Annotated in this window: 28 protein-coding genes and 1 pseudogene; 25 read left to right on the top strand and 4 right to left on the bottom strand. The window is 54.4% G+C overall.

Annotated elements, in window-relative coordinates; genetic code table 11:
* Positions 1 to 34 precede the first annotated feature (34 nt).
* The 15 genes from hisC (at position 35) to NNL35_RS20825 (ending at position 12,564) form a co-directional block, all read left to right on the top strand.
* Entirely contained in the window at positions 35 to 1,132 is a 1,098-nt protein-coding gene (hisC, locus tag NNL35_RS20895) for a histidinol-phosphate transaminase (protein WP_006678874.1), read from the top strand.
* Positions 1,129 to 2,223: a prephenate dehydrogenase gene (locus NNL35_RS20890; protein ID WP_006678873.1), complete on the top strand. Its 1,095-nt coding sequence runs from the start codon at positions 1,129 to 1,131 to the stop codon at positions 2,221 to 2,223. Before hisC ends, NNL35_RS20890 begins: the two co-directional genes overlap by 4 nt.
* Positions 2,224 to 2,490: 267 nt before the next feature.
* On the top strand, positions 2,491 to 3,567 hold the full coding sequence (locus tag NNL35_RS20885) for a phosphotransferase (protein ID WP_006678872.1): 1,077 nt from the start codon (positions 2,491 to 2,493) through the stop codon (positions 3,565 to 3,567).
* Positions 3,568 to 4,153: 586 nt separating this feature from the next.
* Positions 4,154 to 4,735 carry an RNA polymerase sigma factor gene (locus NNL35_RS20880; RefSeq protein ID WP_006678871.1) on the top strand — a complete coding sequence of 194 codons (582 nt, stop codon included), beginning with the start codon at positions 4,154 to 4,156 and terminating at the stop codon, positions 4,733 to 4,735.
* Positions 4,735 to 5,331: an anti-sigma factor gene (locus NNL35_RS20875; protein ID WP_006678870.1), complete on the top strand. Its 597-nt coding sequence runs from the start codon at positions 4,735 to 4,737 to the stop codon at positions 5,329 to 5,331. The genes NNL35_RS20880 and NNL35_RS20875 overlap by 1 nt, the downstream gene beginning before the upstream one ends.
* A gap of 49 nt (positions 5,332 to 5,380) precedes the next feature.
* A complete protein-coding gene (locus tag NNL35_RS20870; protein WP_006678869.1) occupies positions 5,381 to 5,995 on the top strand; it encodes a histidine phosphatase family protein in 615 nt (204 codons plus the stop codon).
* Positions 5,996 to 6,134: 139 nt separating this feature from the next.
* Positions 6,135 to 7,289, top strand: coding sequence for a hypothetical protein (locus NNL35_RS20865; protein WP_006678868.1), 1,155 nt, complete (start codon positions 6,135 to 6,137; stop codon positions 7,287 to 7,289).
* A gap of 68 nt (positions 7,290 to 7,357) precedes the next feature.
* Entirely contained in the window at positions 7,358 to 7,864 is a 507-nt protein-coding gene (locus NNL35_RS20860) for a gamma carbonic anhydrase family protein (RefSeq protein WP_006678867.1), read from the top strand.
* 23 nt (positions 7,865 to 7,887) lie between these two features.
* Positions 7,888 to 8,067 (top strand): IDEAL domain-containing protein, encoded by a 180-nt coding sequence (locus tag NNL35_RS20855; protein WP_006678866.1) that lies wholly within the window; start codon positions 7,888 to 7,890, stop codon positions 8,065 to 8,067.
* Between the two features lie 94 nt (positions 8,068 to 8,161).
* Positions 8,162 to 8,611: a DUF2487 family protein gene (locus NNL35_RS20850; RefSeq protein ID WP_006678865.1), complete on the top strand. Its 450-nt coding sequence runs from the start codon at positions 8,162 to 8,164 to the stop codon at positions 8,609 to 8,611.
* A gap of 172 nt (positions 8,612 to 8,783) precedes the next feature.
* The gene (locus NNL35_RS20845) at positions 8,784 to 9,320 is read left to right on the top strand and encodes a QcrA and Rieske domain-containing protein (protein ID WP_006678864.1); all 537 of its coding nucleotides are present in this window, start codon (positions 8,784 to 8,786) and stop codon (positions 9,318 to 9,320) included.
* 19 nt (positions 9,321 to 9,339) lie between these two features.
* Complete coding sequence (gene qcrB, locus NNL35_RS20840; RefSeq protein ID WP_006678863.1) at positions 9,340 to 10,011, top strand: menaquinol-cytochrome c reductase cytochrome b subunit; 672 nt, start codon at positions 9,340 to 9,342, stop codon at positions 10,009 to 10,011.
* 18 nt (positions 10,012 to 10,029) lie between these two features.
* Positions 10,030 to 10,893, top strand: coding sequence for a menaquinol-cytochrome c reductase cytochrome b/c subunit (locus NNL35_RS20835; protein ID WP_006678862.1), 864 nt, complete (start codon positions 10,030 to 10,032; stop codon positions 10,891 to 10,893).
* Between the two features lie 140 nt (positions 10,894 to 11,033).
* Complete coding sequence (locus NNL35_RS20830) at positions 11,034 to 11,669, top strand: DUF1405 domain-containing protein (RefSeq protein WP_006678861.1); 636 nt, start codon at positions 11,034 to 11,036, stop codon at positions 11,667 to 11,669.
* Positions 11,670 to 11,721: 52 nt separating this feature from the next.
* Positions 11,722 to 12,564 (top strand): sporulation protein YpjB, encoded by an 843-nt coding sequence (locus tag NNL35_RS20825; protein WP_006678860.1) that lies wholly within the window; start codon positions 11,722 to 11,724, stop codon positions 12,562 to 12,564.
* Positions 12,565 to 12,937: 373 nt separating this feature from the next.
* Here NNL35_RS20825 and NNL35_RS20820 read toward each other — a convergent pair whose 3' ends face one another.
* The 4 genes and pseudogenes from NNL35_RS20820 to NNL35_RS20805 all read right to left on the bottom strand — a co-directional run bounded on the left by NNL35_RS20820 (position 12,938) and on the right by NNL35_RS20805 (position 16,267).
* Entirely contained in the window at positions 12,938 to 13,852 is a 915-nt protein-coding gene (locus tag NNL35_RS20820) for a transposase (RefSeq protein ID WP_006678859.1), read from the bottom strand.
* 89 nt (positions 13,853 to 13,941) lie between these two features.
* Positions 13,942 to 14,118, bottom strand: a complete 177-nt coding sequence (locus tag NNL35_RS20815) for a hypothetical protein (RefSeq protein ID WP_158000473.1) — start codon at positions 14,116 to 14,118, stop codon at positions 13,942 to 13,944.
* 728 nt (positions 14,119 to 14,846) lie between these two features.
* Positions 14,847 to 15,269 (bottom strand): annotated as a pseudogene (locus NNL35_RS20810) (serine hydrolase domain-containing protein).
* Between the two features lie 128 nt (positions 15,270 to 15,397).
* Positions 15,398 to 16,267, bottom strand: coding sequence for a YitT family protein (locus NNL35_RS20805; protein WP_040733552.1), 870 nt, complete (start codon positions 16,265 to 16,267; stop codon positions 15,398 to 15,400).
* A gap of 155 nt (positions 16,268 to 16,422) precedes the next feature.
* On the opposite strand from NNL35_RS20805, the gene NNL35_RS20800 reads away from it, so the two are divergent.
* The 10 genes from NNL35_RS20800 (at position 16,423) to panD (ending at position 24,874) form a co-directional block, all read left to right on the top strand.
* Positions 16,423 to 16,803: a nucleotide pyrophosphohydrolase gene (locus NNL35_RS20800; RefSeq protein ID WP_006678856.1), complete on the top strand. Its 381-nt coding sequence runs from the start codon at positions 16,423 to 16,425 to the stop codon at positions 16,801 to 16,803.
* A 30-nt stretch (positions 16,804 to 16,833) separates the two neighbouring features.
* On the top strand, positions 16,834 to 17,637 hold the full coding sequence (gene dapB, locus NNL35_RS20795) for a 4-hydroxy-tetrahydrodipicolinate reductase (RefSeq protein ID WP_040733545.1): 804 nt from the start codon (positions 16,834 to 16,836) through the stop codon (positions 17,635 to 17,637).
* Between the two features lie 41 nt (positions 17,638 to 17,678).
* Entirely contained in the window at positions 17,679 to 18,101 is a 423-nt protein-coding gene (mgsA, locus tag NNL35_RS20790; protein WP_006678854.1) for a methylglyoxal synthase, read from the top strand.
* Entirely contained in the window at positions 18,101 to 18,799 is a 699-nt protein-coding gene (gene bshB1 / locus NNL35_RS20785; RefSeq protein ID WP_006678853.1) for a bacillithiol biosynthesis deacetylase BshB1, read from the top strand. Before mgsA ends, bshB1 begins: the two co-directional genes overlap by 1 nt.
* Before the next feature lie 67 nt (positions 18,800 to 18,866).
* On the top strand, positions 18,867 to 20,027 hold the full coding sequence (gene bshA, locus NNL35_RS20780; protein WP_006678852.1) for an N-acetyl-alpha-D-glucosaminyl L-malate synthase BshA: 1,161 nt from the start codon (positions 18,867 to 18,869) through the stop codon (positions 20,025 to 20,027).
* A 70-nt stretch (positions 20,028 to 20,097) separates the two neighbouring features.
* Positions 20,098 to 21,387 (top strand): CCA tRNA nucleotidyltransferase, encoded by a 1,290-nt coding sequence (locus NNL35_RS20775; RefSeq protein ID WP_254553686.1) that lies wholly within the window; start codon positions 20,098 to 20,100, stop codon positions 21,385 to 21,387.
* Complete coding sequence (locus NNL35_RS20770) at positions 21,384 to 22,355, top strand: biotin--[acetyl-CoA-carboxylase] ligase (protein WP_006679921.1); 972 nt, start codon at positions 21,384 to 21,386, stop codon at positions 22,353 to 22,355. The genes NNL35_RS20775 and NNL35_RS20770 overlap by 4 nt, the downstream gene beginning before the upstream one ends.
* A 358-nt stretch (positions 22,356 to 22,713) precedes the next feature.
* The gene (gene panB / locus NNL35_RS20765) at positions 22,714 to 23,595 is read left to right on the top strand and encodes a 3-methyl-2-oxobutanoate hydroxymethyltransferase (RefSeq protein ID WP_040734480.1); all 882 of its coding nucleotides are present in this window, start codon (positions 22,714 to 22,716) and stop codon (positions 23,593 to 23,595) included.
* Positions 23,592 to 24,503, top strand: a complete 912-nt coding sequence (panC, locus tag NNL35_RS20760; RefSeq protein WP_006679919.1) for a pantoate--beta-alanine ligase — start codon at positions 23,592 to 23,594, stop codon at positions 24,501 to 24,503. Before panB ends, panC begins: the two co-directional genes overlap by 4 nt.
* Positions 24,488 to 24,874, top strand: coding sequence for an aspartate 1-decarboxylase (gene panD / locus NNL35_RS20755; RefSeq protein WP_006679918.1), 387 nt, complete (start codon positions 24,488 to 24,490; stop codon positions 24,872 to 24,874). Before panC ends, panD begins: the two co-directional genes overlap by 16 nt.
* Positions 24,875 to 24,959: the final 85 nt, after the last annotated feature.

Below are 24,959 nucleotides of genomic sequence, written 5' to 3'. Positions count from 1 at the left end.
AGCGACTTCCCATGTAAGGAAAGGTGGTAACCGGATGCAACCGAAGAGCAGTATAGTACATCTCCCTGTCTATCAGCCGGGGAAATCGGTCGATGAGGTGAAGCGGGAACTGGGATTGGACCGCATCATTAAACTGGCGTCCAACGAGAATCCGTTCGGATGCTCCCCTCACGCCAAGGAAGCGATGAGACAGGAAATTGATAATGCCAGCATTTATCCGGATGGGGCTGCCGTGGCGCTGACGGCCGCGATAGCCGAAAAGTTCAACGTCGACACGAATCAAATCGTGTTCGGCGCCGGCTCGGATGAAGTGATTCTGATGCTGTGCCGGGCGTTCTTAGTGGCGGGTGACGAGCAGATTACCGCCGACCAGACCTTCCCGCAATATAAGCATAACGGGGATATCGAAGGCGCGGTCACCGTCGAGGTTCCGCTGAAGGATGGGACGCATGATCTGGACGCGATGCTCGCCGCCGTCACGGAGCGGACGAAGCTGATCTGGATTTGCAACCCGAACAATCCGACGGGAACGATTATTGGCCGCGCCGAATTGGAGCGGTTCATGGAGCGCGTCCCGGAGCGCGTGCTCGTCGTGCTGGACGAAGCCTACTGCGAGTATGTGACAGACGAGTCATTCCCTGACGGGCTCGAATATTTGCCTCAATATAAAAACCTGATCACGCTGCGGACCTTCTCCAAAATTTATGGATTGGCCTCCCTCCGGATCGGATACGGCATCGGGCATCCGGACGTCATCCGCCTGATCAATCAGGTGCGCGAACCATTTAATACATCGCGCTTCGCCCAAGCGGCCGCACTGGCTGCGGTTCACGATCAGGCATTCATTGAGGAGTGCCGCCGTCTGAACGCGGAAGGGATCCGCTATGTGCAGGAACAATTCGCAAGACTGCAATTATCCAGCTTCCCGGCCCATGGCAATTTCATTATGGTGGACGTCGGCCATCCGGCGCAGCAGGTATTCGAGGCGCTCATGCGCAAAGGAATTATTACGCGGGCAGGCCATAAAAAGTATCCGACAAATATCCGCATCACGATTGGCTCCCGTGAACAGAATGAAGCGATGATCGAAGCGTTGGAAGCGTCGTTGGCAGAATTCAAGGTGGGCATATGAGCACGAGAATCGCGATTCTGGGCGTAGGACTGATTGGCGGTTCGCTCGCCCTGTGCTTCAAGAATAACCCCGGGATTCATGTGGTCGGATACTCGCCGAATCCTTCTTCAACGGAAAAGTATGTCAAGCGCGGGGTCGTCCATGAAGCCACGACCTCGCTGCAGGACGCGGTACGGGATGCGGACTATATTTTTGTCTGCTCCCCGGTCGGTATGCTGGAATCGATGCTTAGAAGCCTTCATCAGCTGGATGTGAAGCCAGGCTGCATCGTAACCGATGTCGGGAGCACGAAGGCGTCGGTTGCCCGTTGCGCCCGCGAGCTGGCGTGGAGCGGGGTGCACTTTATCGGCGGCCATCCGATGGCCGGATCGGAGCGCTCCGGCGTGGAGGCGGCTTCGACGCTGCTGTTCGAGAACGCTTATTATGTGTTGACCCCGGATGAGAATGTCGATGAGGATGCGTACAGCAGGCTTGTCTCTTTGCTTCGCTGCACGAAAGCCCATATTATCCGCATGAATCCGGAGGAGCATGATGCGGTCGTAGGCGCTATCAGCCATCTTCCGCATATTGTCGCTGTCGCATTGGTCAATCAAGTTCAACAATATAATGAGGACAATAGTCTCCACGAGGTGCTGGCCGCCGGCGGATTCCGCGATATTACGCGCATTGCTTCGAGCGATCCGGTGATATGGCGGGATATTTTGTTAAATAATCGGGATATCCTTCTCCAAATGCTTCAGGACTGGAAAGCGAACACGGAGCAATTCATCAATCTATTGCAGCAGCGGGACGGCGAAGGGATTATGCGACAATTCGCGAAGGCGGGTGAATTCCGCAGCCGGATGCCGGAGCGGCGCAAAGGCGTGCTGCTCGGGCTCCACGATCTGTATATGGATGTCCCGGACACGCCGGGCATTATCGGGAAAATCGCTACCGAGCTGGGCAAGCATCATATTAATTTGAGCAATCTTCAAATTATCGAGAGCCGCGAAGACGTCCCCGGCGTCCTCCGCCTGTCCTTCCGCCAGCAGGAGGATGCGGATCGGGCCAATGAGCTGCTCACCGGGAGCGGGTACCAAATCTATGTGTAAGCGACCGTCCCAACGGCACATTCTTATCTTGCACGGTAGAGCAGCTTGAACCATAACAGACTCAAACGGGCTAGTCGAGGAATCTCCTTGACTGGCCCGTTTGCTTTTGCGACCTGCAGATTCACTGCGCCGTATGGCAATCCCTGGTGCTTCATACAGGAAATTGACCAATGGATGTAGAAGAAGTAAAGCGGTAGAGTGAGTTAGGGAAATCGTGACGAACAGGTAAAGAAAATCAAACGTGCCACAGAAGGAGGCTCAGCATCAATGAAATTCACGATCGAGGAGGCGCTCGACCGGATCGGCTTGAGCACGGCGGGCCTCTCGTCGTCTTATCTTGGCGAAGGAGCGTGGCATGCCGCATATTTACTGCATACCGACGAGCATGAAGCTCTTGTCCTCCGCGTTCCCAAGCCCGCAGCTTACGGCGCCCCTTTTGTGTATAACGAGCAAGAGATGTTGGGGGAGTACGCATCCCGGGGGCTTTATTATCAACATGCCAATCTGGTGATGCCGGGAATCTGTCCCGAATTTTTCGCCTATCATGTGGAGCCGGAGCTCACGTTTACGCTTGAATCCTATTGCGGGAAGACACTGTCACTGCAAGAGACGACCCGCTCGGATGCGGTCGAGCTCGGACGGCAGTGCGGACAATTTATGTCAGCCATGAGCAGAGCGGAGGTGCCGCTGCGCGGTTTTGGATTCCTTGGTTGGCAGGAGGAAGGTCTTGTTGGAGAAATCCAAGGGGACCTGCAGGCCTATTGGCAAGAAGAAGCGAACGAGTACCGGGAGCAGTTCGAGCAGCTCGTTCTAACTGGAATTCCGCTTGATGAAGACAGAATTCGGGGCAAGCTGGAAGAGGCCATCCGTTATCGTCTAGGGCGGACGCTTCGACTCTCATTGACGAACCGGGATATATCTCCGGAGAACATTATCGTGGACAACCATCGTCTGCGGTTAATCGATCCGCTGCCGTTGCAGTACGATGATCATGTGTTTGCCGGAAATCTGCTCAATAATTTTAACACCCTGTTTCCATCGTATGATCGCTCTCCCCGCTATGCGAAGCACAAGTTCGGCAGCTACAGGGCCCAGCTTAACGGATTTGCCGAAGGCTATCTTGATGGCTATGCGGAGGGAAACGAGGCTGTTCGTTATTCCATCAAGATTGAGGAATTTCTGATGCTGCTTGATCTCGTATGTCATCATGCGGGCCTGCTGAACGAGGAATGGAATGAAGGAATCCGGCTGCGGGTCGGTGACCGTGCCGCCGTGAAGGAGCGGATTCCTGAATATATTCGGCGGTTGGAGCAATTTGCATTTGAGGGGAACCGGAACAAATAATTATGGGGAAAAGCCCTGATTTGCGGTGTTACGGAAAAATCTGTGAAATGAAGTAAATAATTTTATAAAACCTATTGACGGAATGAAAACGGATACATTATAATAAAAGCACAGTATGGTTTCTCTCCACTCCTATCCAATATCTAAGTGCTCATATGTAAGCACGGCGCCACTTCGGTGGCGTTTTTTTTTGCCTATTTTTCGATGCCCGGAATCTTATGCAGCGGAAGGGATGTATGAACTACACTTCCCGGGTAGAAGCCGATTTTCTTGAAAATGTCAACCAGATAGAGCACTTTTTGGAATAAAGCAGCATACCGTATGGATGTAACCTTACGGAATCGTAAGCTTGGTCATCGAATACCTTAAAAATTTTTAATCATTATTCGACTTTTGTATGCTAAAATACGACTATATGTGAGAAATTTGTTTAACATTTTGAAGAATACTCTTACATACGCTTTATAGGTGAATGAGAGAACGACGTAATTTGAACTCCGATCCGCAACTTTTCTATACTTCGAGAGTATACCTTAACAGGTAGCGCATCGGGAAGGATATGGAAAGCAAGGAGGAACTTGAGTCCATGACCGATTCCCAGATCATCCGTGAGATTAAAGACGGCAACGTCGAGTTGTTCGCGGAATTGATGAATCGTTATCAACGAAAACTGCTATCATTTATATTTCATATGTTAAAGAGCTCCCAGTTGGAATTGCTTGCCGAGGATTTATGTGCCGAGACGTTCTTCAAGGCATATCGGAGCCTGAATACGTTCCGCGAGGCAGAGGCCTCTTTTTCGACCTGGCTATATACGATTGCCCGTAATACGGTACTGAGCGAGCTGCGGAAGCAGCGCAGCGTGCAAGTATCGTTGGACGATGATTACAGTATCGTTCCGGAGGCGCCGCGCGAGGCGGCACCGGAATATGCATTGCTGCGGAACGAGAAGGTGTCTTTGGTGCGCGACGCCATTAACCGCCTGCCGGAGAAGCAGCGTTCGGCCCTCATCCTGCGCGAGTATGACCAACTGGATTACCAAGAGATTGCCAATGCCTTGGGGCAGACGGTAAGCTCCGTGAAATCGCTGCTGTTCCGCGCTCGTGCGAGTGTGAAGTCTCAGTTGGAGGCATACATTACCGAGCCGGGAGTTGAGGGGATGAATTAATGATGAAATGCGCGGAAGCGCTCGAGTGGATGCCGGTCTATTCCGAATTGCCTGAAGACGATCCGCAGCGGCTAGCGATTGAGAAGCATTTAAGCGAATGTGAATCATGCGCTGAGCAATACAGCGTATGGGCTGCAAGCGAGGAATGGATGGAAGACGATTCGGACATAGACGTTCGGGAGGCATCCGATTCCGGATTTTCACCGGCACGGGTTATGAACATGATTTACGAAGAACAAGACTGGCTCGTTCCGGTTCATCAACGTTCACAGACATGGTCCCTGCGATCTCGCAATACGCTTGCAGGGATTGTTGCTTTTTGTATGGGGATATTTTTGTGCGCGCTGATTGTGCTGCTTGTCCGCAGAGAGCAATCGAACATCGAAGATATTAGCGGAGTGATTCCGACGGTCGTTGCCGGCGGGGATCACACGGGCTGGGGAAATATGACGATAGGCGTCCCGGTAGCGAGCATCAGCGATCCGGTCATTTTGCAAGTGGTGCCTACCATTCCTCATTATTGGATTGCGTTGTCCCTGTTCGGGGTTACTTTTGCATTGTTGCTGTTGAATTGGCTGACGCGGGTGCGTCGATAACTTTTCATAGAGGTTGTTCACACATTTCCACGGTACAGAAGGAGAAGCAATGGCCCAATATATCGGATTGGTTAGACACGGGATTACCGATTGGAACGCCCAAGGGAAGATTCAAGGACGGACGGACATTCCGCTTAACGATACCGGCCGGAAGCAAGCGGCGCTGCTGGCCGAGCGTCTGAAGAAGGAAGACATCGCTTTTGAAGCCGTCATCTCCAGCGGCCTTCGTCGGGCTGACGAGACAGGAGCCATCCTGGCGAACGCGCTGAATATTCCGCTGCTCGAGCCGGAGCCGGGATTGGTCGAGCGTGCTTATGGCCAGGTGGAAGGAACGACGCCGGAGGAGCGGGAGAAGCGCTGGGGAGCTGACTGGCGCCAGCTTGATCTGGGACAAGAGCGGGATGACGACCTGCGCGACCGGGCAGTGAAGACGCTGGAGTCCCTGGCACTCCGCAGGGAAGGCGCGAACCTACTGGCGGTGACGCACGGAAGCTGGCTGGCCCAACTGTTCATTGCTTTGTTCGGACAAATGTCGCAGGGACATATCGGCAACTTGTCGTACTCGATTCTTGAGCGGCGAGGTGCGGAATGGCATCCTGTGCTGTATAATTGCACAAAACATATCCAACCATCTGATGCGGTGACGATCCACCGCGGCAGATAGAAGCAGGCCTTGGTTCCGATTGATGAACCGGGGCCTGTTTATTTTTATTTTGCTGAATAAATGCCGGACTTTTTCCAATAATGGTTAATGTAACAAGGACTCGGCCAAGGAATGACGCTATAGAGAACGGAGGTTCGGCATGAATCTGGCAGATATGCTCAGTTACGCGGATATCGGGCAGCTGGCCCGGATTGCGAAGCGGTACGGCTGTGTATGCAATGAACGCTCCAAGCATGAATTGATCCAATCGATTTTGCTGGCACTTGGCAGCAGGGATGTGTTCGAACGCCATGTGAATGAGATGTCGCTGGAGGAACGGCGCTTTCTCAATTCCATTCTGTTCGATAAGCGCTCCTCCTTCAGTCTGGAGGAACTGGTGGCCCGAGTGCAGCAGACGAAGTTCGACACAATGGTGCCGGGCAAGTCGGATCCTGCTCCGAACGGGCCTCAACCGCGGGATACGATTGCGAAGTTCAAGCATAGCGGCTGGCTGTTCAACGGCTGCAACCCGCAGACCAAGTATTTGTTCCAGATTCCGGCCGATCTGAAGCAGCGCTTCAAAGATGTGCTGTATCAATCCTTCTCCAGCCAATTGCAGCTTAGCGCTGAACCGCATGCATATCGTGACGAGGACGGGAGAATCGGCGATGACATTTTGCAGCTCCTTGATTTCGTCACAACGGAATCTCCGCCCTTGAATTCGGAAGGGGTGATGTACAAGCGGGCCCAGCAGCAGCTTCTCGATACGTTCGCGATTCGGGAGACGCCGATAGGCAAGGGAGAATGGCGATTCGGTTACGGCAGGCGGTTCCATGATTATCCGAACCGGTTATCTTTCATTTATGACTATGCCTTCTACCAAGGCTGGCTGGAGGAAGGAGACGGGCGGCTGCGCTGCTCCCCGCCGGGCGAGGAGAGGCGGAGCAGGAGAGTAACCGAGCCGACGGCCTCGCTCTACCGTTTCTGGTTGAAGCTGTACAAGAACGCCATTCCGAATCTGCTGTCTGTCGTTCACTGGATCCAACTGTGCACATCAAGGTGGACGACGCTGGAATCACTGGAACGGACGCTGCTTCCATACATCCGGCCGTTCTATTTCGACACATCCGAATCCGTATTTCGGCAGCGTATCATCATGATGATGGTTCATCTGGGTCTGCTTCGGCTGGGGGAGACCGCGAATGAAGCCCAGGTGCTGCAGATGACGAAGAAAGGGCAGCAAATCATTCAGGGCGTCTATGTCGCCCATGAAGACAGGATTCAACTGAACGTTGACAAGCCGCATGCCCATTGATACGATGAGACCACCTTTTATCCCATAGGATAGCATGATGAATAGGTGTCTCGGAGGTGTGCGAACATATGATTATCCCTTACAAAGGCGTTCAACCGAGCATCGATCCCTCCGTGTATGTAGCGGAAGGCGCGAAGCTCATCGGTGACGTAACCGTCGGTCCCCTGTCCAGCGTATGGTTCAACGCCGTGCTGCGCGGCGATCTGGCTCCGATACAGATCGGCCGGGAAGTGAATCTGCAAGACGGTGTTATCGGCCATGTCAACACGGATCAGCCATTAATCATCGCGGATCGCGTCTCGATTGGACATGGTGCGATCGTGCATGGCTGCCAGATAGGCACAGGTACATTGATTGGCATGGGGGCCATTGTACTGAACGGAGCGGAAATTGGTGAATATGCTTTAGTAGGAGCTGGTTCCGTCGTCACTGAAAATAAAAAATTACCGGCCTATACTCTTTCTCTCGGTTCACCCGCAAGAGTCATACGGGAGTTGACAGACGAAGATTTGCAGCGCATGAAGAGAACAACGGATAGCTATGTGGTGAAAGGAAAGGAATATAGGATCTCTTAATCGTTAGGTTGGAGGTGCATCCTATGGATAAAATGAAAGTGACGTATGAAGCGATGTTGAGTTTGACTGCGGAAATGATCTGGGACGACGCGATACGGAAATATCGGACGGAACGTATTTATGAAGAAATTGACAAGGCATTGGCAGCAGGGGATGAGACCACGTTCCGATCCTTAACGGAAGAACTGAAGACGTTGCAGTAACCCCATAATGAAGAAGCGCTCTGAGCGATTCTTCATTTTTTTGTACAACGGGTTATAATATGGGGAGGAGTAACTGGAAAAAAGGGGGAGCAGCATGAAATTCAGCGAGTTGACTGCGGAACAATGGCAGGAATGGGGGCCCTATTTGGACACTTGCATCCTGCCCGTGACCGGATTGACAGGGCTGGAATCGCCGGTCGAAGCGGCGGAACGGCTTGAACGGCTGCGGGACTGGCTGGACGGGGTAGAGATCCCGTTCCATGGACGCACTGTGACTTACCCGGCTTACCATTTCACGGGAGGGCGCGAGCCGCAGCCGGCGGATATCGATCTATTGGACAAGGTGTGCGGACGGCTCAGGGAGCAAGGGTTTGCCTATATTGTCATCGTCTCGCAAGCGATCCGGCTTCGGCAGGGGGAGGTGCCCCAGGCAGACGCGGTCTTTACGCCGGCAGAGCTTGGAACAGAAGATACGAACGCTGTCAAGGAATTGATGAAGGACAAAATTCAAAAAATGTGGTACGCATCACAGTTTGAAGGATAAATGTGACAAAATCTCAACAATTTTTGGCGCGAATCGTGTTCCCATTTGCATTTCGGCTGGTAAATTCTTGACGCTTTCATGGCACTGGGATATTATAATGATGTCCTAGTTAGAATGTGATTCTCATCATTGCAGGCTGCGAGAACGGTTGTGTAAAGGGGGTAAGACAGTAATGAGCAAACCGCAAAATAACGAGCAGAAACCTCACCAACCTCGCAAAGAAATGTCTCGTAGACAATTTCTTTCATACACATTGGGTGGAGCGAGCGCTTTCATGTTCGTCGGTCCAGCTATTCCCATGGTACGGTTCGCCGTGGATCCGCTTCTGCAGAAAAAGACAGAGGGGAACTACATAAAGGTTGCGGAAGTTAGCAAGATTACCAATGAACCTCAGGAATTTACATTCGATGTGACGCAAATCGACGGCTGGTATGAGAGCAAGCCTCAATTGGTTGCTTGGATCAGCAAAGACGAGAACGGAGATATTTTCGCGTTGTCACCGGTATGCAAGCACTTGGGATGCACGGTTAACTGGAATTCCAACCCGAAGTACAAAGATCAGTATTTCTGTATGTGCCATGGTGCGCATTACACGAAGGAAGGCAAGCAGCTGGCTGTAGCTCGCGCACCGCTGGACGAGTACAAAGTGAAAATTGAAAACGGTTTTGTATATCTTGGTGACAAGATTCCGAACCAACACGTGCAGTAACAAGGAGGCGTAGTGTCAGATGTTTAAAGGGGTTTACAACTGGATTGACGAACGTCTGGATATCACGCCGATATGGCGCGACTTGGCGGATCACGAAGTGCCGGAACACGTGAATCCGGCTCACCATTTTTCCGCGTTCGTGTACTGCTTCGGTGGGTTGACGTTCTTTATCACCGTGATTCAGATTTTGTCCGGTATGTTCTTGACGATGTATTACGTTCCGGACATTGTCAACGCTTACTACAGTGTTGAGTACTTGCAGACCAAGGTTGCCTTCGGACAAATTGTTCGCGGGATGCACCATTGGGGCGCGAGTCTCGTCATCGTCATGATGCTCTTACATACGTTGCGGGTGTTCTTCACCGGCTCTTACAAATCACCACGCGAAATGAACTGGGTCGTGGGCGTATTGATTCTCCTAATCATGATCGGTCTCGGGTTCACGGGATACCTGCTTCCATGGGATAACAAGGCGTACTTCGCGACCAAGGTCGGAATGGAGATCGCCGATACCGTTCCATATATCGGACCGTACGTCAAGGAATTGCTGCAGGGCGGTACGATCGTCGGTGCGCAGACGCTTACACGGTTCTTCGCGATTCACGTCTTCTTCTTGCCGGCGGCTCTACTGGCCTTGATAGGCGCTCACTTCCTGATGATTCGTCGTCAAGGTATTTCAGGACCGCTATAAGAGAGGAGGAGAGAGTAATTGGCACACGATAAGTCGTCGAATACTGAGAAAATCGTATATGTCGGTGATTCGCGGATAAAGAAAAAAAACCACAACACGATTCCGCCGGATTATACCGCATTTCCAGGGAAGTCTGAAGCCTTCATTCCGTACTTTTTATTGAAGGAATGGATGGTTGGTGTCGTTGCTTTGGTGGGAATTCTCGTGCTAACGATTTCGGAGCCTGCTCCGCTAGGTTATCCGGCTGACCCGAACAATACGGCATTCGTTCCAATTCCTGACTGGTACTTTTTGTTCCTGTATCAGTTCTTGAAATACCCATATGCGTCTGGAAGCTATGTCGTAATCGGTACGGTGCTCATACCGGGTATCATGTTCGGCGGATTGATGTTGGCGCCATTCCTGGATAAAGGGAAGGAACGCCGCTTCTACAAGCGCCCGATAGCTTCCTCGCTCATGATCGTTAGCTTGATTGCTTGCTTCTACTTGACGCGCGTAGCTTGGCTGGGGTATGAAGCCGAGCTGGCAGAGCTGAATATTAGGCCGGAGCATGAGGTTCGGCTGGAAAAGGCCCGCGAAGCTGCGATGGCTGGCAAGCCTACGGGGCAGCCGAAGCCGAACAAGGAGATCGCCTTGGTTGACAAGGATGATCCTGCCATGGATTATATGAAAAAAGCAGGATGCTTGAGCTGTCACGCTACCGACCTGAAAGGTCAATCCGGTCCTCCGCTCCGCGGCATCGGCGATACATTAACCAAAGATGAAATCCTCGACATCCTTCATAATGGTAAGGGCAACATGCCGCCAATGAAGGATGCAGCAAGTGAAGAGGAATTGAATCATATCGCAGAATGGCTTGCGAAACAGAAAGCCGAGAAGTAAAATAAGTAGAGACTCGAGCCTGACCGTTGATACGGTCAGGCTCGTTCTGTAGATGAATATTAGTTATTTCGATCCGGGCCAGTACGAAGCGGGCGTATGCGCAATTTGGCCGGATCGGAGCGGAAGAAGGTAGAGTACATATGAAGCTGACATCTTTGTTCAGCCGTTCTTTTTTAAGCCGGCGGTGGGTGCTGTGGACTTTATTTTGGTGCAATCTTGTTGGTACGGTGTACGGATATTATTGGTATAAAAATCAATTGATTTATACGTGGAATAATCATCCGCTATGGCAAATTCCGTTTGTCCCGGATAGCCCGACCGCAAGTTTGTTTTTTACGATAAGCATTCTCTTCCTCTTAATACGTCCGCAGCCCCGTTCTGTATGGGAGAGCGCCGTAGTTAAGATCATTGAGGCGCTTGCGGTAGTTACCTCCATCAAGTATGGGGTATGGGCATGCGCCATGATCTTTGCGGGCGCCGCCTTAGGAGCGCCGATGGTGTGGCAGGATTGGATGCTGATCAGTTCCCATCTGGCAATGGCGGTAGAAGCGCTGCTGTATGTGCGCTTATTCCGATTTGGAAGCGCCAGCTTAACGATAGCGGCCTGCTGGACATGGCTGAATGACACCGTCGACTACAGCGCCGGAGTATTTCCTTGGCTGCCGCGGACCCTCCATCCCTATTTATTGGAGGTATGCGTGTTTACGTTCGCATTGACGGGCGCCAGCGTGGCGTTAAGCTGGGCAGCGATGAAGCAGGCAAGACGGAACGGTTAGCGAAGGCATAAATTTGGACATCTCCCCATACGATGATGGGGGAGGGATGTACATGCTCATTAGGCGTTCACGTTGGCTTGTTATCATAATCGGAATCATCGGCATATGTACACTCGGCCTGGCGCCTGCCGCTGCCGCATCAGATTCCAACAGTATGGCTGGCAAGCCGGAAGAGCGATGGCAAAAGCTGGACCAGCAAGCGGAAGCCATATATCAGGCCGTGAAGAAGGGAGAGCTTGAACAGGCTCGGCAGCTTGTGCAAAAGATCGGAGAATCGATGACCGACACTTCATTTTATGGCGCGACGGGTGTCGAAGGGGTACGAGCGTTCAGTGACGCGATCGTTCAAGTGAAGCGCGCGCTGCCCGCGATAGAACTGAATGAGGAACGTCTAATGCATGTGACCGCGCGCTTGCGGCTGGCGTCAGATGCATTAATCCATAAAAAACAAGCGATGTGGCTGCAATACGAACAAATGCTGCGTGATGAAATGAACCGGATGAAGCAGGTAAAGCAAGAAAAAGAGTGGTTGTCCAGCGCCAAGCAGTGGCTGCTGCATGTGGACCGCATCCGGCCGGCAGCGACTATCCAGCGCAGTCCAGAGACGATGGAGGTCATCGATTCTCTCGTGCGGCTTGTCGAACGGGCCGTAGCCAAGCAGACGCCCCTCGCTGAAGTCAATCAGGCATTGAACCAGCACGGAGATGAATGGCTTCGCCAATTGTTCGGCAAGACCAAGGACGCGCCGACCTTTGGCCAAGAAGATACCGGGACGCTGCCGCTGCAATGGACATTATTGTTTACGTTCATCATCTGCTCCGTCTTGTTCTATGTCGCGTTGCAGAAATACCGCTACGAGCAAGACTCGATTCGTCCAGGACGCTTTCGCAAGTAATGCATATCTCCATCGCTTGTAAATCAAGCAGCTTGAACAAGAGTGGGCACCGCCCTGAGCGGATAATCGTCTCGTTATTGCTCGGTTCATCCCGGGTTGCTGATGGTTGGAAAGTGGCTGTGCGAGACGGAAGGGGAGAATTCCGAATGGAAAGCAGGCAGATGTTTTTACGTCCTTATGCATATTCTCCCCTTGGCTCAGGACGATGAACATGAATCCATTCCGCCGCGTCCATATCCACTTCCAGTTTCACTCCCAGTTAAAAGTAGCTTTAGCCGCTTCCCTTGCACCCGGCTGGTACAGGAGCATACCGCAATAAGGCGGGAGCGCTTAAGATAAGAGACAACATCGACAGAACGAAATAAACCACGCCTTATGCTGCGCAAGACGCCGTTCGGCATGGAGAATCGTATCGTCTTGTATGTGCTGGACTACCCGGTGAGTGCGTAAGACATACTCGGAGCAATTGAGATGCGACCGCAGCGGGTGGCGTATTGAGCCGGAAGTTGAATTCATCCAAATAACGCTGCAGGTATTTGGCGCCGATTCCGTGGAACGTTCGGTTTAACCATTGGCGAGCCTGCCGATACCTCGTATACAGCCGGCTATCCCGGCGAATCCGGAAAATGTAGCGGTTAATCTCTGTCTCATAGTCATCATTCTTGTCAACATGATGATCTGTGAAGTGCTGGCAGCCCGAAGGAAGCAGCAGCTTCCCCGACAGATGCTCCCTGCCGATAAGCTTCATCTTGTATTGTCTTGCCGGTCCGCCCGTGGAGAAGGATGAAGCTTCCGCAACGATAATTGCCGTCTCCTTGTCATGCATTACAATGGGCGAACTGAATGGGCGTCCATAGAACACGATAATGCCCCGCACGTCTCCCTTCATAAGATCATGGGTATCATGATAGTGAATCGCTCTTCGAATTTTATGTAAAATGAGCCAGGACGTCTTATAGGTAACTTGAAGCACAGCTTGCAATTGAACGGCATTGATGCCGGGCTCCCTTAGCGAGACGAGCCAAATCGCCGCAAGCCATTTCCTGAGAGAGGTTCTGCTGCCTTCCATAATCGTTCCGGCAATAAGCGAAGTCTGGTGCCGGCAGGAGCGGCATTCATATAGAGGAAGCCGGCGTGTTCTGATGACATAAGCCTGGCGATGCTGACAGCGTGGACAAATGAAGCCTTCCGGCCACTTGACTTTCTCCACATAAGCAGCGCAATCCGCTTCTGCAGCGAACGTCTTCCACAACTCCTCCAATGTCGCAATGCTATCCAATGTCTCCAACTGCACTCCCTCCAGACTATCATTGTGTCTGCAAAACGAACAAATGTTCCTGATTCGATTATAGCGAACATATATTCTGTTTACAACTCCTATTTTCCAAAAATGGGACCGAACGATTGATTTTTCAACACAGTATGATAAGGTTTTACACGGCGTTTTACCTTGATTGGGGACTGACGTTGGCCGTCGTAACGGCCGGGATGCTTTATCTTCTCGATCTTCATCTCCATCAATCTCTCTATATTCACCTCCATCTCTAGCGCCATCTCTATCCCCCTTCTTATCTTCAATCTCCCTTTGCATCAGAAAAAGTGAAGCCTATGTTCATTTCCTAGCTCCTAACATTCGGACTTGTAAATCGTTTATTAAAAATCGTAGCTAAGAATAATGAAGAGGGAGGCATTTCGAATAGCGATATTTCCGTGATAGTGGGATTCATAAGCTATATCGGACAGGCAGTGATCGTACGGTAAACCGTGACGAAACGCTTGTCCTGAATGTTCGGGAGAGTACAGTGAAGAGGCTGGGGAGAGGAGTTAGCGCTGATGAGGGTCAGAATTGTGGATAAAGCCTGATGCTAGGGGCTGCCTGAGGCCGCCTGACGGCTCCTGACGCAATGGGAGAATAGTGAAAAGAGCTCTGAGAGCATGTATTGCTCTGAATCAGATGCGCTTGGGATCACATGCCACAGTACAGAGGGAACACTTGCGTTACCAAGGAGATCCTGTTGTCGGAACGGGTATTCCATTCTGAGGCTATGGCAAAATAGCATAATCCGTCCTAATTACTCAGCAGCTTCAATAATAAAAGCCGATAAGTGGGTAGTAATGCAAAACGACGTTAATGGCCAGCCAGACCGTCAACACCAGCCCCAGGATCGGAAGCGTGAAGGCCGCTTGAAGCAAAACCGGCACATCGAATGACAAATCCCACTGTGTGTCCTGGTAGAAGGTATCAAAAAAATGGCCAGCCGGATCGATCGACGCAGCTGTACTTACATAATTGAGTCCTCGGTCAATAGCGCGCGGCTCTGATTCATTTGGAGCGGAGCGAATATATTTTTCGCAACATATTCTTCATAAGGCATTCCCGAGACTTGCTTCACAATATAGCCAGCCAGGCTAACGCCATAGTTGCTCTATTGAATATCGATTCCCGGTTCCCGTATCCGTTGGGGCATTTGCTCTCTCAAATACATCTCCAGTCCCTCGAAATCTTTAAAATCCCGAACCGAAAAGCCGTTATAATCCTCGTCGAAGCCGCCTGTATGCGTGAGCAGATGATGAAGCGTTATAGGTTGTTCGAATGCAGCCCGGACTTTAAAGTCCGTTAAGTACTCGTAAATATCTGTATGTAAATCCAGCTTGCCTTGGTCTACTAATTGCATGACGGCCGTTCCGGCAAACAGCTTGCTGATGGAAGAGAGCCCCTCCCTTTAAAAATCCCTGCAGAGAAAAAACCGGAAGCTTGTGCCTCCGGCATTTTCCTTAGTGTACGAAGCTTTATCGGTGCGCGAATCTTCATCGCCGGCATACTGCAGGGCCGCTACTCTTCGCGGAAGCCCTCTCCGAGCACGTCATGGACATCGCTGACGACGATGAAGGCGCGCGGGTCGTTTTGTTTGACAAGTGTTTTGAAGCGGCGCATTTCGGTGCGGCTGACGACGCAGTACACGATCTGCTTTTGTTCACGGGAGAAGGCTCCGATGACGGGAATGAGCGTCACGCCGCGTTCCATCTCGCTCGTTATCGCCTGCGAGATCGCTTCGGCATGGTCGGTGATGACGGTGAAGGCTTTGGCCGCATATGCCCCTTCCTGAATAAAATCGATAATTCGGGAAGAGATGAAAACGGTTACGAGAGTGTACAGTATCTTTTCCTTCGGGATGTAGAACAAGGCGGAGCCGATGATGAAGATATCGAGCAGCAAAATGAATTGCCCCATGCTGATCCCGAATCTTCGGTTCGCGATCCGCGCGAGAATGTCTACGCCTCCGGTGGTGCCCCCGAAACGGAACACGATGCCAAGGCCGGCCCCTAAGGTCACGCCCGCATACAGGGGAGCGAGGATGAAATCATGCTCCGTCTGGAACGGGACTATCCATTGGTTGGCCACCGCCCGTTCGAACAGCCACAAAAACACGGTGAGGGACAGGACGCCATAGATGCTGTATATTAATTGCCGGGTTCCCAACGCTCTCCAACCGATCGCAAAAAGCGGGATGTTCAGCACGAGTGTGGAAAGGGACGGTTGAATGCCGGCGGCATAGTTCAGCAGCACCGTAATCCCGGTGACGCCGCCTTCCATCAGCTGGTTGGGAAGAATGAAGTAAATCAGACCGAACGCGTACACGGCCGTTCCGATCGTTATCGGCAGGTAGGTCTGCCATATGCGCTGCAGCCAGGTGGAATTCACGTGTGGCAAGGCTCCTTTTTCAATGAAGATAACCATCGCGCCTGATCGGCGCATTCTTAGTATATCGAAATAAGTTACATATAAAAAGCATTTGTTTTCCAGCCGGGTATACGTTAACATAGTAGCAGAATGAAACAGCTAAAGAAGGGGATGGCATGGCGACAAATTCGGATTTGAAGGTGCTCTTGTCGACGCTGCGCGAGAAGCCGTTGGCAGAAATGCAGCGCGAAGTGGACCGTTACATATCGCAATTCAAGGAAGGCTATTTCAGCCCGCTCGCCTTGCTGGCGCGCTTGTCCGAAGAGGTCGGCGAATTGGCCAGGGAAGTGAATCATACGTATGGCGAGAAGCCGAAAAAGGCTTCGGAGGCCGACAATTCCATTGAATTGGAACTGGGAGATATCCTGTTCATTTTATTATGCTTTGCCAATTCGCTTGGCATTGATTTGACGAAGGCGCATGATGATGTCATGCACAAATTCACCACAAGAGACGCTGATCGGTGGACCCGGATCGAGGAACTTCCGAACGGTTAGCGGGTACGATAAAGAAAGGAATGGGCGAGGATGGAACAAATCAAAGTAGCCGTTGTCGGAGCAGGAGGCCGAATGGGCCGTGAAGTCGTAAAAATGGTGCTGGGAGATGATGCGCTTCGCCTCGTTGCCGCTGTCGACCGTTCCGCCGGACCTGTCGATGCCGGTTCGCTGGTCGGATTGCCGGCCTGCGGCGTCATCGTCGAGTCCGATCTCGAGAAGGCGCTGCAAGTAAGCGCGCCGGATGTCATGGTTGATTTCACGACACCGCAAGCGGTGCTGCAGCATACCGAGCTGGCGATTCAGCATGGGGTTCGCCCGGTAATCGGAACGACGGGGTTCGCTCCGGAAGATATCGAACGCTTGGGCGACATGTGCAAGGAGCAGGGAATCGGCGGCTTGATCGCGCCGAATTTCTCGATTGGGGCGATCCTGATGATGCGCTTCGCGCAGCAGGCGGCCAAATATTTGCCGGATGTTGAGATTATTGAATACCATGGGGAGCAGAAGTTGGACGCTCCTTCGGGGACGGCGATCAAGACGGCCGAGCTGATTTCCCAGACGAGAGAAGAGAAGCGCCAGGGCAATCCGAACGAAGAAGAGAAGCTGGAAGGCGCGCGCGGAGGGTATTATAATGGATTCCGGATCCATAGCGTACGGCTTCCGGGTGTGTTTGCGCAGCAGGAGGTTATTTTCGGCGGTTATGGACAAACCCTGAAAATTCGCCATGATTCTTATGAGCGGGCCGGCTATATGCCGGGCGTCAACGTCGCGGTGAAGAAAGTGATGGAGCTGCAAGAGCTGGTTTACGGATTTGAACATCTGCTAGACGACTAAGCCCGTTATATTACAGGGGATATCGCAACGGAGGTTACAGCATGTACAAAATCGCATTTATCGCACATGACCGGAAAAAAGACGAAATGGTCAATTTCGTGATGGCGTATGAAAGTGTATTCCACGGGCACCAATTGTACTCGACTGGCACGACGGGGCTTCGCATTATGGAGAATACCGATTTGGACATCCACCGCTTCCAATCGGGACCGCTCGGCGGTGATCAGCAGATTGGCGCACTGGTCGCCGAGAACGAGATGGATCTCATTATTTTCCTGCGAGATCCGTTAATGGCCCAGCCGCATGAGCCGGATATTATCGCGCTGCTTCGTCTCTGCGACGTGCAGGGCATTCCGGTGGCAACCAATGTGGCTTCAGCGGAAATTTTGGTCAAGGCGCTGCAGCGCGGCGATTTTGCATGGCGGGAATTGTCTCATAAATACAAGCCGGGAGTGGAAGAGTAATGAACGAGCTGGATATCCTTGCCTTCGGCGCGCATGCGGACGATGTGGAGATCGGGATGGCGGGCACGATCGCCAAGCATACGAAGCTCGGATTCCGTGTCGGCATCTGCGATCTGACAGAGGCGGAGATGTCCTCGAACGGAACGGTCGAGCGGCGGCGCGGGGAGGCGCAGCAGGCAGGCGCCATTCTTGGCCTGGCGGTCCGCGATAATCTGAAGCTGCCTGACAGGGGACTGGAGCTCCGGCGCGAGCATATCGATGCGGTCGTCGGCGCGATCCGCCGCTATCGTCCACGCATCGTGTTCATGCCTTACTGGGAGGATCGCCACCCGGATCATATTCAATGCAGCCGCATTGTGCAGGAAGCGATTTTCAATGCGAAGCTCCGCCGGTATATGCCTGATATGCCCGCCCATACGGTGGGGCAGGTTTTTTATTACTTCATTAATGATATCGCTCCCGCCCAGATTCTGGTCGATGTGACGGATGTGTATGAAGAGAAGCGCATGGCGCTGCGCGCCTATTCTTCTCAATTCGTCCGGCCAAGCGGCACGGACGATGTTGTCTTAACACCGCTCAATCAAGGGTACGTGGAACGGGTCGAGGCGAGAGACGCTCTGCTTGGGCAGGCCAGAGGCTTTGCCATGGCCGAAGGCTTTGCTATGAAGGGGCCGTACGCCGTTTCCGCCTTTTTATAAGTATCCGTTCAGGGCATGCTGGATGCTGTTGAACGAAGCATTTTGGAACAGATAGGAGGGAATCGGCTTGAAGGAAGGACTGAAAATCGGAATTACCTGCTATCCGTCTCTCGGGGGCTCCGGCGTCGTTGCGACCGAGCTAGGCAAGCTTCTGGCGGAGCGCGGACATCAAGTGCACTTTATCACCCATAATATTCCATTCCGCCTCGGATCCGGGTTCTTGAAGAACATCTACTATCATGAAGTGGATGTCAACGATTATTATGTCTTTCGCTATCCGCCCTATGATTTGTCGCTGGCGAATAAAATGGCGCAGGTGGCCAATATGCAGCAGCTCGACGTGCTGCATGTTCATTACGCCGTGCCGCACGCGGTGTGCGCCTACTTGGCCAAACAGATGTCCCATCCGGATCTGAAGGTCGTCACGACGCTGCACGGGACGGATATTACGGTTCTCGCCCAGGATGAATCGCTCAAGGATATGATCCGGTTCGCCATCAATGAAAGTGATGCGGTTACTGCCGTCTCCCAGGATTTGATCAAAGAAACGCGGGAGCTGCTGGAGATTACCCGCCCGATCGATTTGACCTACAACTTCGTTGACAAGCGCATCTACTATCCGCGGGATATCACGCAGCTTCGCGCTGAATTCGCTTATCCGTTCGAAAAAATCTTGATGCATATTTCGAATTTCCGTCCGGTGAAGCGGGTGGCGGATGTCGTGGATATTTTTTATCGCGTGCAACAGGAGGTTGCCGCCCGTCTCGTCTTCGTCGGCGAAGGACCGGATATGCCGAAGGTGCAGTGCAAGATCCGGGAGATGGGACTGGAGGACAGAGTTCACTTTCTCGGTAAGCAGGATGAAATCGCCCAAGTCATCTCGATGGCCGATTGCTTGCTGCTTCCTTCGGAGAAAGAGAGCTTCGGCCTGGTCGCGCTCGAAGCAATGGCTTGCGGCGTGCCGACGATCGGCTCGGAGGCCGGAGGCATTCCGGAGCTGGTGAAGCATGGAGAGACCGGATTCCTCGCTCCGATCGGGGATACGGAAGCGATGGCGGATTACGCCATTCAGCTGCTGAGCCAGCCGCAGCTCGCCCGGACGATGCGCGAGGCGTGTCTGCATCGGGCTCGTCACGATTTCTGTAATGATCTGATCACATGGGAATACGAAAAAATATATTACCGGGTGCTCGGGCAAGAGGTCGGCATACCGAAGCCCGTCTGTTAACATACAGCCGGAATCTACTGCGCGCAATGGCTGCCATTGCGCGCGCTTGCATGTAAGGGGGGACCCATGGATGAAATGCCATCCTGAAGAAGAGTTGCTGTATGCGGAGGCGGAGCAAGTGATGCGCCACCTGCTGGACGCGGGGCATGAAGCTTATATTGTCGGAGGCTCCGTGCGGGACAGGCTGCTTGGCCGGCCGATTGGCGACATTGATATCGCCACCTCGGCCCTTCCGGAGCAGGTAACGGCGTTATTCCGCCGCGTCGTGCCTACAGGGCTCGCACACGGGACAGTGACGGTCGTTATGGATCATTATACTTATGAAGTGACGACATTCCGCAAGGAGTCGGCCTACGAGGATCATCGGCGGCCCGAAGAAGTCGAGTTCATCGACGATCTGGAGGAGGATCTCCGGCGCCGCGACTTCACGATCAACGCGATGGCGCTTGATATTGAGGGCCGTCTGCGCGATCCGTTCGGCGGCCGTGACGATCTGGAGCGGCGCCTCATCCGCTGCGTCGGCGATCCGGAGACGCGCTTCCGCGAGGACGCCTTGCGGATGCTGCGGGGCGTCCGGTTCGCGTCGCTGCTGGGCGGACGCATCGCCAAGTCGACGTGGCGGGCGCTTCTCCGCCAGCGGGAGACGCTGGGCTACGTCGCGATGGAACGCGTGCGCGACGAGCTGTGGAAGCTGACCGCGGGAGCCGATCCGGCCCGCGGGTGGGCTATGCTGGCGCGCAGCGGGCTCTTGCGCTATGCGAAGGAGCCGCTCGGCGCGCTGGCGGGGCCTGCGCCGGACGGCTGGCCGCGGCTCTTGTGCGCGCTCGGGTCCGTGGCTGGACCCGAGCTGCGCTTCGCCGCGCTGCTGCTCGGCCTGGCGGCCGGCGAGGCGGAAGCGAAGCGCATCGTGCAGGCGCTTCGCTTCTCGGGCGCGCAGCAGGACGCGGTGCTCGGCGTCCTGCGCGCGGAGGCGCGGCTGGCGGCCGGAGGCGAGGCCGCCCTGTCCGGGCCCGGCGGCGAGCGCGCCTGGCGCCGGGCCTACGCGGAGGCGCTCTACGCCTGCGGCGAGGACGCGCTCCGCGGATGGCATGCCTGCCGCCGGGCGCTGGCCGGCGTGCCGGAGGAGCGGCTTGCGCCGTTCCTGCGGGACGGCGAAGCCTGGCTCCAGCGCATCGCCGTCCGCCGCTTGCCGGATATCGCCCTGACGGGCGGGGATCTGCTGCAAGCGGCGGACCGGCCGGCCGGGCCGTGGCTTCGCGAGGCGCTCGAAGCCGCCTGGCTCGCCGTCGCGCTCGGCGACGTGCCGAACGAGCGCGACAAGCTTAGGAAATACGTGGAGAAAGAGTGGAAGCGAGAATGAATCAAAAATTACTGGACTGGTTCCGGGAACATCCGGATCAATATATTTCCGGCGAGGAATTAAGCCGCCGGCTCCAGATTACGCGGACGGCCGTATGGAAGCAGATCAACGTCCTCCGCGCCAAGGGCTACGCCTTCGACGCCGTGCCGAAGCTCGGGTACCGGCTCGTGACCCAGCCGACCCGGCTCGATGAAGCGGCCCTGCTCAGCAAGCTGGCGCCGGGCACCTTCGGCAACCGGCTGCGCATCCTGGAGAAGACGGAGTCGACGCAGAACGAAGCGGCCGCCTGGGCGAAGGAAGGCGTGCCCGAGGGCGCGGTCGTGCTGGCGGAGGAGCAGACGGGCGGCCGGGGCCGCCAGGGGCATGTCTGGCATTCGCCGGCAGGCAAGGGCGTCTGGATGAGCATCATCCTGCGCCCCCGCATTCCGCTGCCGTATACGCCGCATCTGACGCTGCTCGGGGCGGTGGCTATGTTCCGGGCGATGAAGAAGCTGACGTCAGCCCCGCTCGGCATCAAATGGCCGAACGACATCTTGGCCGACGGCAAAAAAGTGGCCGGCATTCTGCTCGAGTCGGCCGCCGAGGACGAGCGGCTGCTCTATGTGATTGCCGGCATCGGCATCAGCGTCAACCTGGACAGCGCCGACTTCCCGGAGGAGCTGCAAGAGCGGGCGACGTCCTTGAAGATCGTAACGGGCCAGGAAGTGGACCGGGCGTCGCTGGTGGCAGCATGCCTGCAGGAGCTGGAGCAGCTGTACCGGCTGTATGAGGAGGAAGGGTTCGCGCCCATCCGCACGCTATGGGAGGCGCAGAGCATCACGCTGGGCCGTCAGATGACCATCGATACCCCGCAAGGGCCGCTGCAGGGCGTCGCGGTAGGACTGGATCAATCCGGCGCCCTGCTGCTGAAGGACAAGACGGGAACGGTGCAAAAAGTTTTTTCCGGAGATGTGCATTTTTCCGGGTGAAAGAGGTCAATGGATCTGCTATACTGTAGTCGGTGAGGCGGTATCTCCGAAGAGAATCGCACTCACCCGAGTAAGCAAGGAACATCGTGCCGACAAGTACATATTCCTTGACGAACGTGGTGCACGTATCTGCTCTGAGCCGAAGGGACCGAGACAGAAGGACGTCCGCATGCGACCTCTTTTTCTCTTTGGTGACCTTTTTAGCAGGAAATGCTGAAAGGTTTTTTTGTTTTGTACACACTAAAGCGAAGGAACGAGGCCGAATAACAAAAGGGAGGCAGACCTCGAAAGGTCCGTGTTCAAGCAGGTTTTCCGGGAAAAAGCGGACTTGTTGAACAGCCTCTACAAAAGGAGATGGATGTACGAGATGGCAACACAACCGTTAAGCATTGTGAAAATGAAGGCGATGAAGGGGCGCGGGGAGAAGCTGGCTATGGTGACGGCGTATGATTACCCGTCGGCTCAATTGGCGGAAGCGGCTGGCGTCGATTTGATACTCGTCGGCGATTCCCTCGGCAACGTCGTGCTCGGCTATGACTCGACGCTGCCGGTCACGCTCGACGATATGGTGTATCATTCGCGCGCCGTACGGCGGGGCGCGTCCCGCACCTTCATCGTGACAGATATGCCGTTCATGACGTACCACGGCAGCATGTCGGACACGCTGGCCGGTGTCCGCCGCATTATGCAGGAAGGCCATGCCCATGCGGTCAAAATGGAGGGCGGCAAGGAGATCGCCGCCACGGTCGAAGCATGCGTGCAAGCGGGGGTGCCCGTCCTGGGCCATATCGGCTTGACGCCGCAATCGGTGCATCAGATCGGCGGCTACCGCATTCAAGGCAAGACGGCCGAGGATGCGAACCGCCTGCTGGAGGATGCCCTGGCGCTGGAGAAGGCCGGCGCCTTCGCGATGGTGCTCGAGCTGGTGACGGCGCAGGTGGCGGCTTATATTACGGAGCGGCTCTCGATTCCGACGATCGGCATCGGGGCGGGCGCGGGCTGCGACGGCCAGGTGCTCGTGTTCCATGATCTGCTGCGCTATACGGCGGATTACCGCGAGAAGCGGTTCGTCAAAACCTATGCCGACATCGGCGCCATGATTCAAGAGGGAATCGGCGCTTATGTGCGAGAGGTGAAGGAGGGAGCCTTCCCGGCGGAAGGTCATTCGTTCACGGCCGATGAAGAAGTGCAGGTTCAATTGTACGGGCATGCCGGCAAGGAAGAGGGGGATGTCCGATGATCACCGTACGGACCATCGCCGAACTGCGGACCGCGGTCCGCAGGCTGCGGCAGGAAGCGGAACAGCAATCGGACCGGGCGGAGGTCGGATTCGTCCCGACGATGGGCTATCTTCACGAAGGCCATGCCAGTCTGATGCGGCAGGCGAAGGAGCAGTGCGCGGTCACGGTGCTGAGCATCTTCGTGAATCCGATTCAATTCGGGCCGAACGAGGATCTGGCCCAGTATCCGCGCGATGAGGAGCGGGATCTGAAGCTTGCCGCTTCGCTTGGCATCGATATCGTCTTTATTCCGTCCCCGGAAGAGATGTATCCGCAGCCGACGAAGACGACGATTCATGTGCGCGAAGTGACCGAGCCGCTGTGCGGCGCGTCCCGCCCGGGCCATTTCGACGGCGTGACGACCGTTGTCGCGAAGCTGTTCCATATCGTCAAGCCCGATCGGGCCTACTTCGGCATGAAGGATGCGCAGCAGGTGGCCGTCATTCAACAGATGGTGGACGACCTGAACTTCGATGTCGCAATCGTGCCTTGCCCGATTGTGCGGGAAGCGGACGGGCTCGCGCTTAGCTCGCGCAATGTGTACTTGAGCGGGGAAGAGCGCGAGCAGGCGCTCGGCTTATCCCGCTCGCTCCGCATGGCGGAGGAATGGCTTCGGGAAGAGCCCGGGCTCACGGCGGAAGAAGTAAAGTCCCGCATCCGGCAGGTCATCGGCCAGGCGCCGCTCGCGGACATTGATTACGTTGACATATTGACGTTCCCGGCGCTGCAGGCGCTGCCTTCCGATGAACCGGTCGGCCATGCAGGGAGCGACGTGCTTATCGCGCTGGCGGTCCGCTTCGGGCGAACGCGCTTAATCGACAACCGGCTGTTCAGCCGCCAAGGAGGACGCTTATGTTCCGTGAAATGATGAAATCGAAAATCCACCGCGCTACGGTGACGGAGGCTAACTTGAATTATGTGGGCAGCATTACGATCGACGAGCATCTGATGGAGTTGGCCGACATTTGGGCCAATGAGAAAGTGCAGATTGTCAATAATTACAACGGCGCCCGTCTGGAAACTTACGTCATCCCGGGTCCGCGCCATTCCGGTGTCATCTGCTTGAACGGGGCGGCGGCGCGCCTGGTTCAGCCCGGAGACAACGTCATTATTATTTCGTATGCGTCGATGACCGACGAAGAAGCGCGCTCCTATACGCCGAAAATCGTGTTCGTCGATGGGGACAACAAGCCGGTGGAATTGATGGCCGGAACGGAAGCCCACGCGACGATCAAGTAATCGGTTCGAAACGGCGCGCAGCCCAGACAGCGAACAACGGCACGCTTCGCTCTGGACAAGGCCAGGCTCTTGACAGCGCCAGGCT

Source organism: Paenibacillus dendritiformis (assembly GCF_945605565.1).
Taxonomy (GTDB): Bacteria; Bacillota; Bacilli; order Paenibacillales; family Paenibacillaceae; genus Paenibacillus_B; species Paenibacillus_B dendritiformis_A.
The sequence above is the reverse complement of the archived record's forward strand: the minus strand, read 5'-3'. Positions and strand labels throughout refer to the sequence as shown.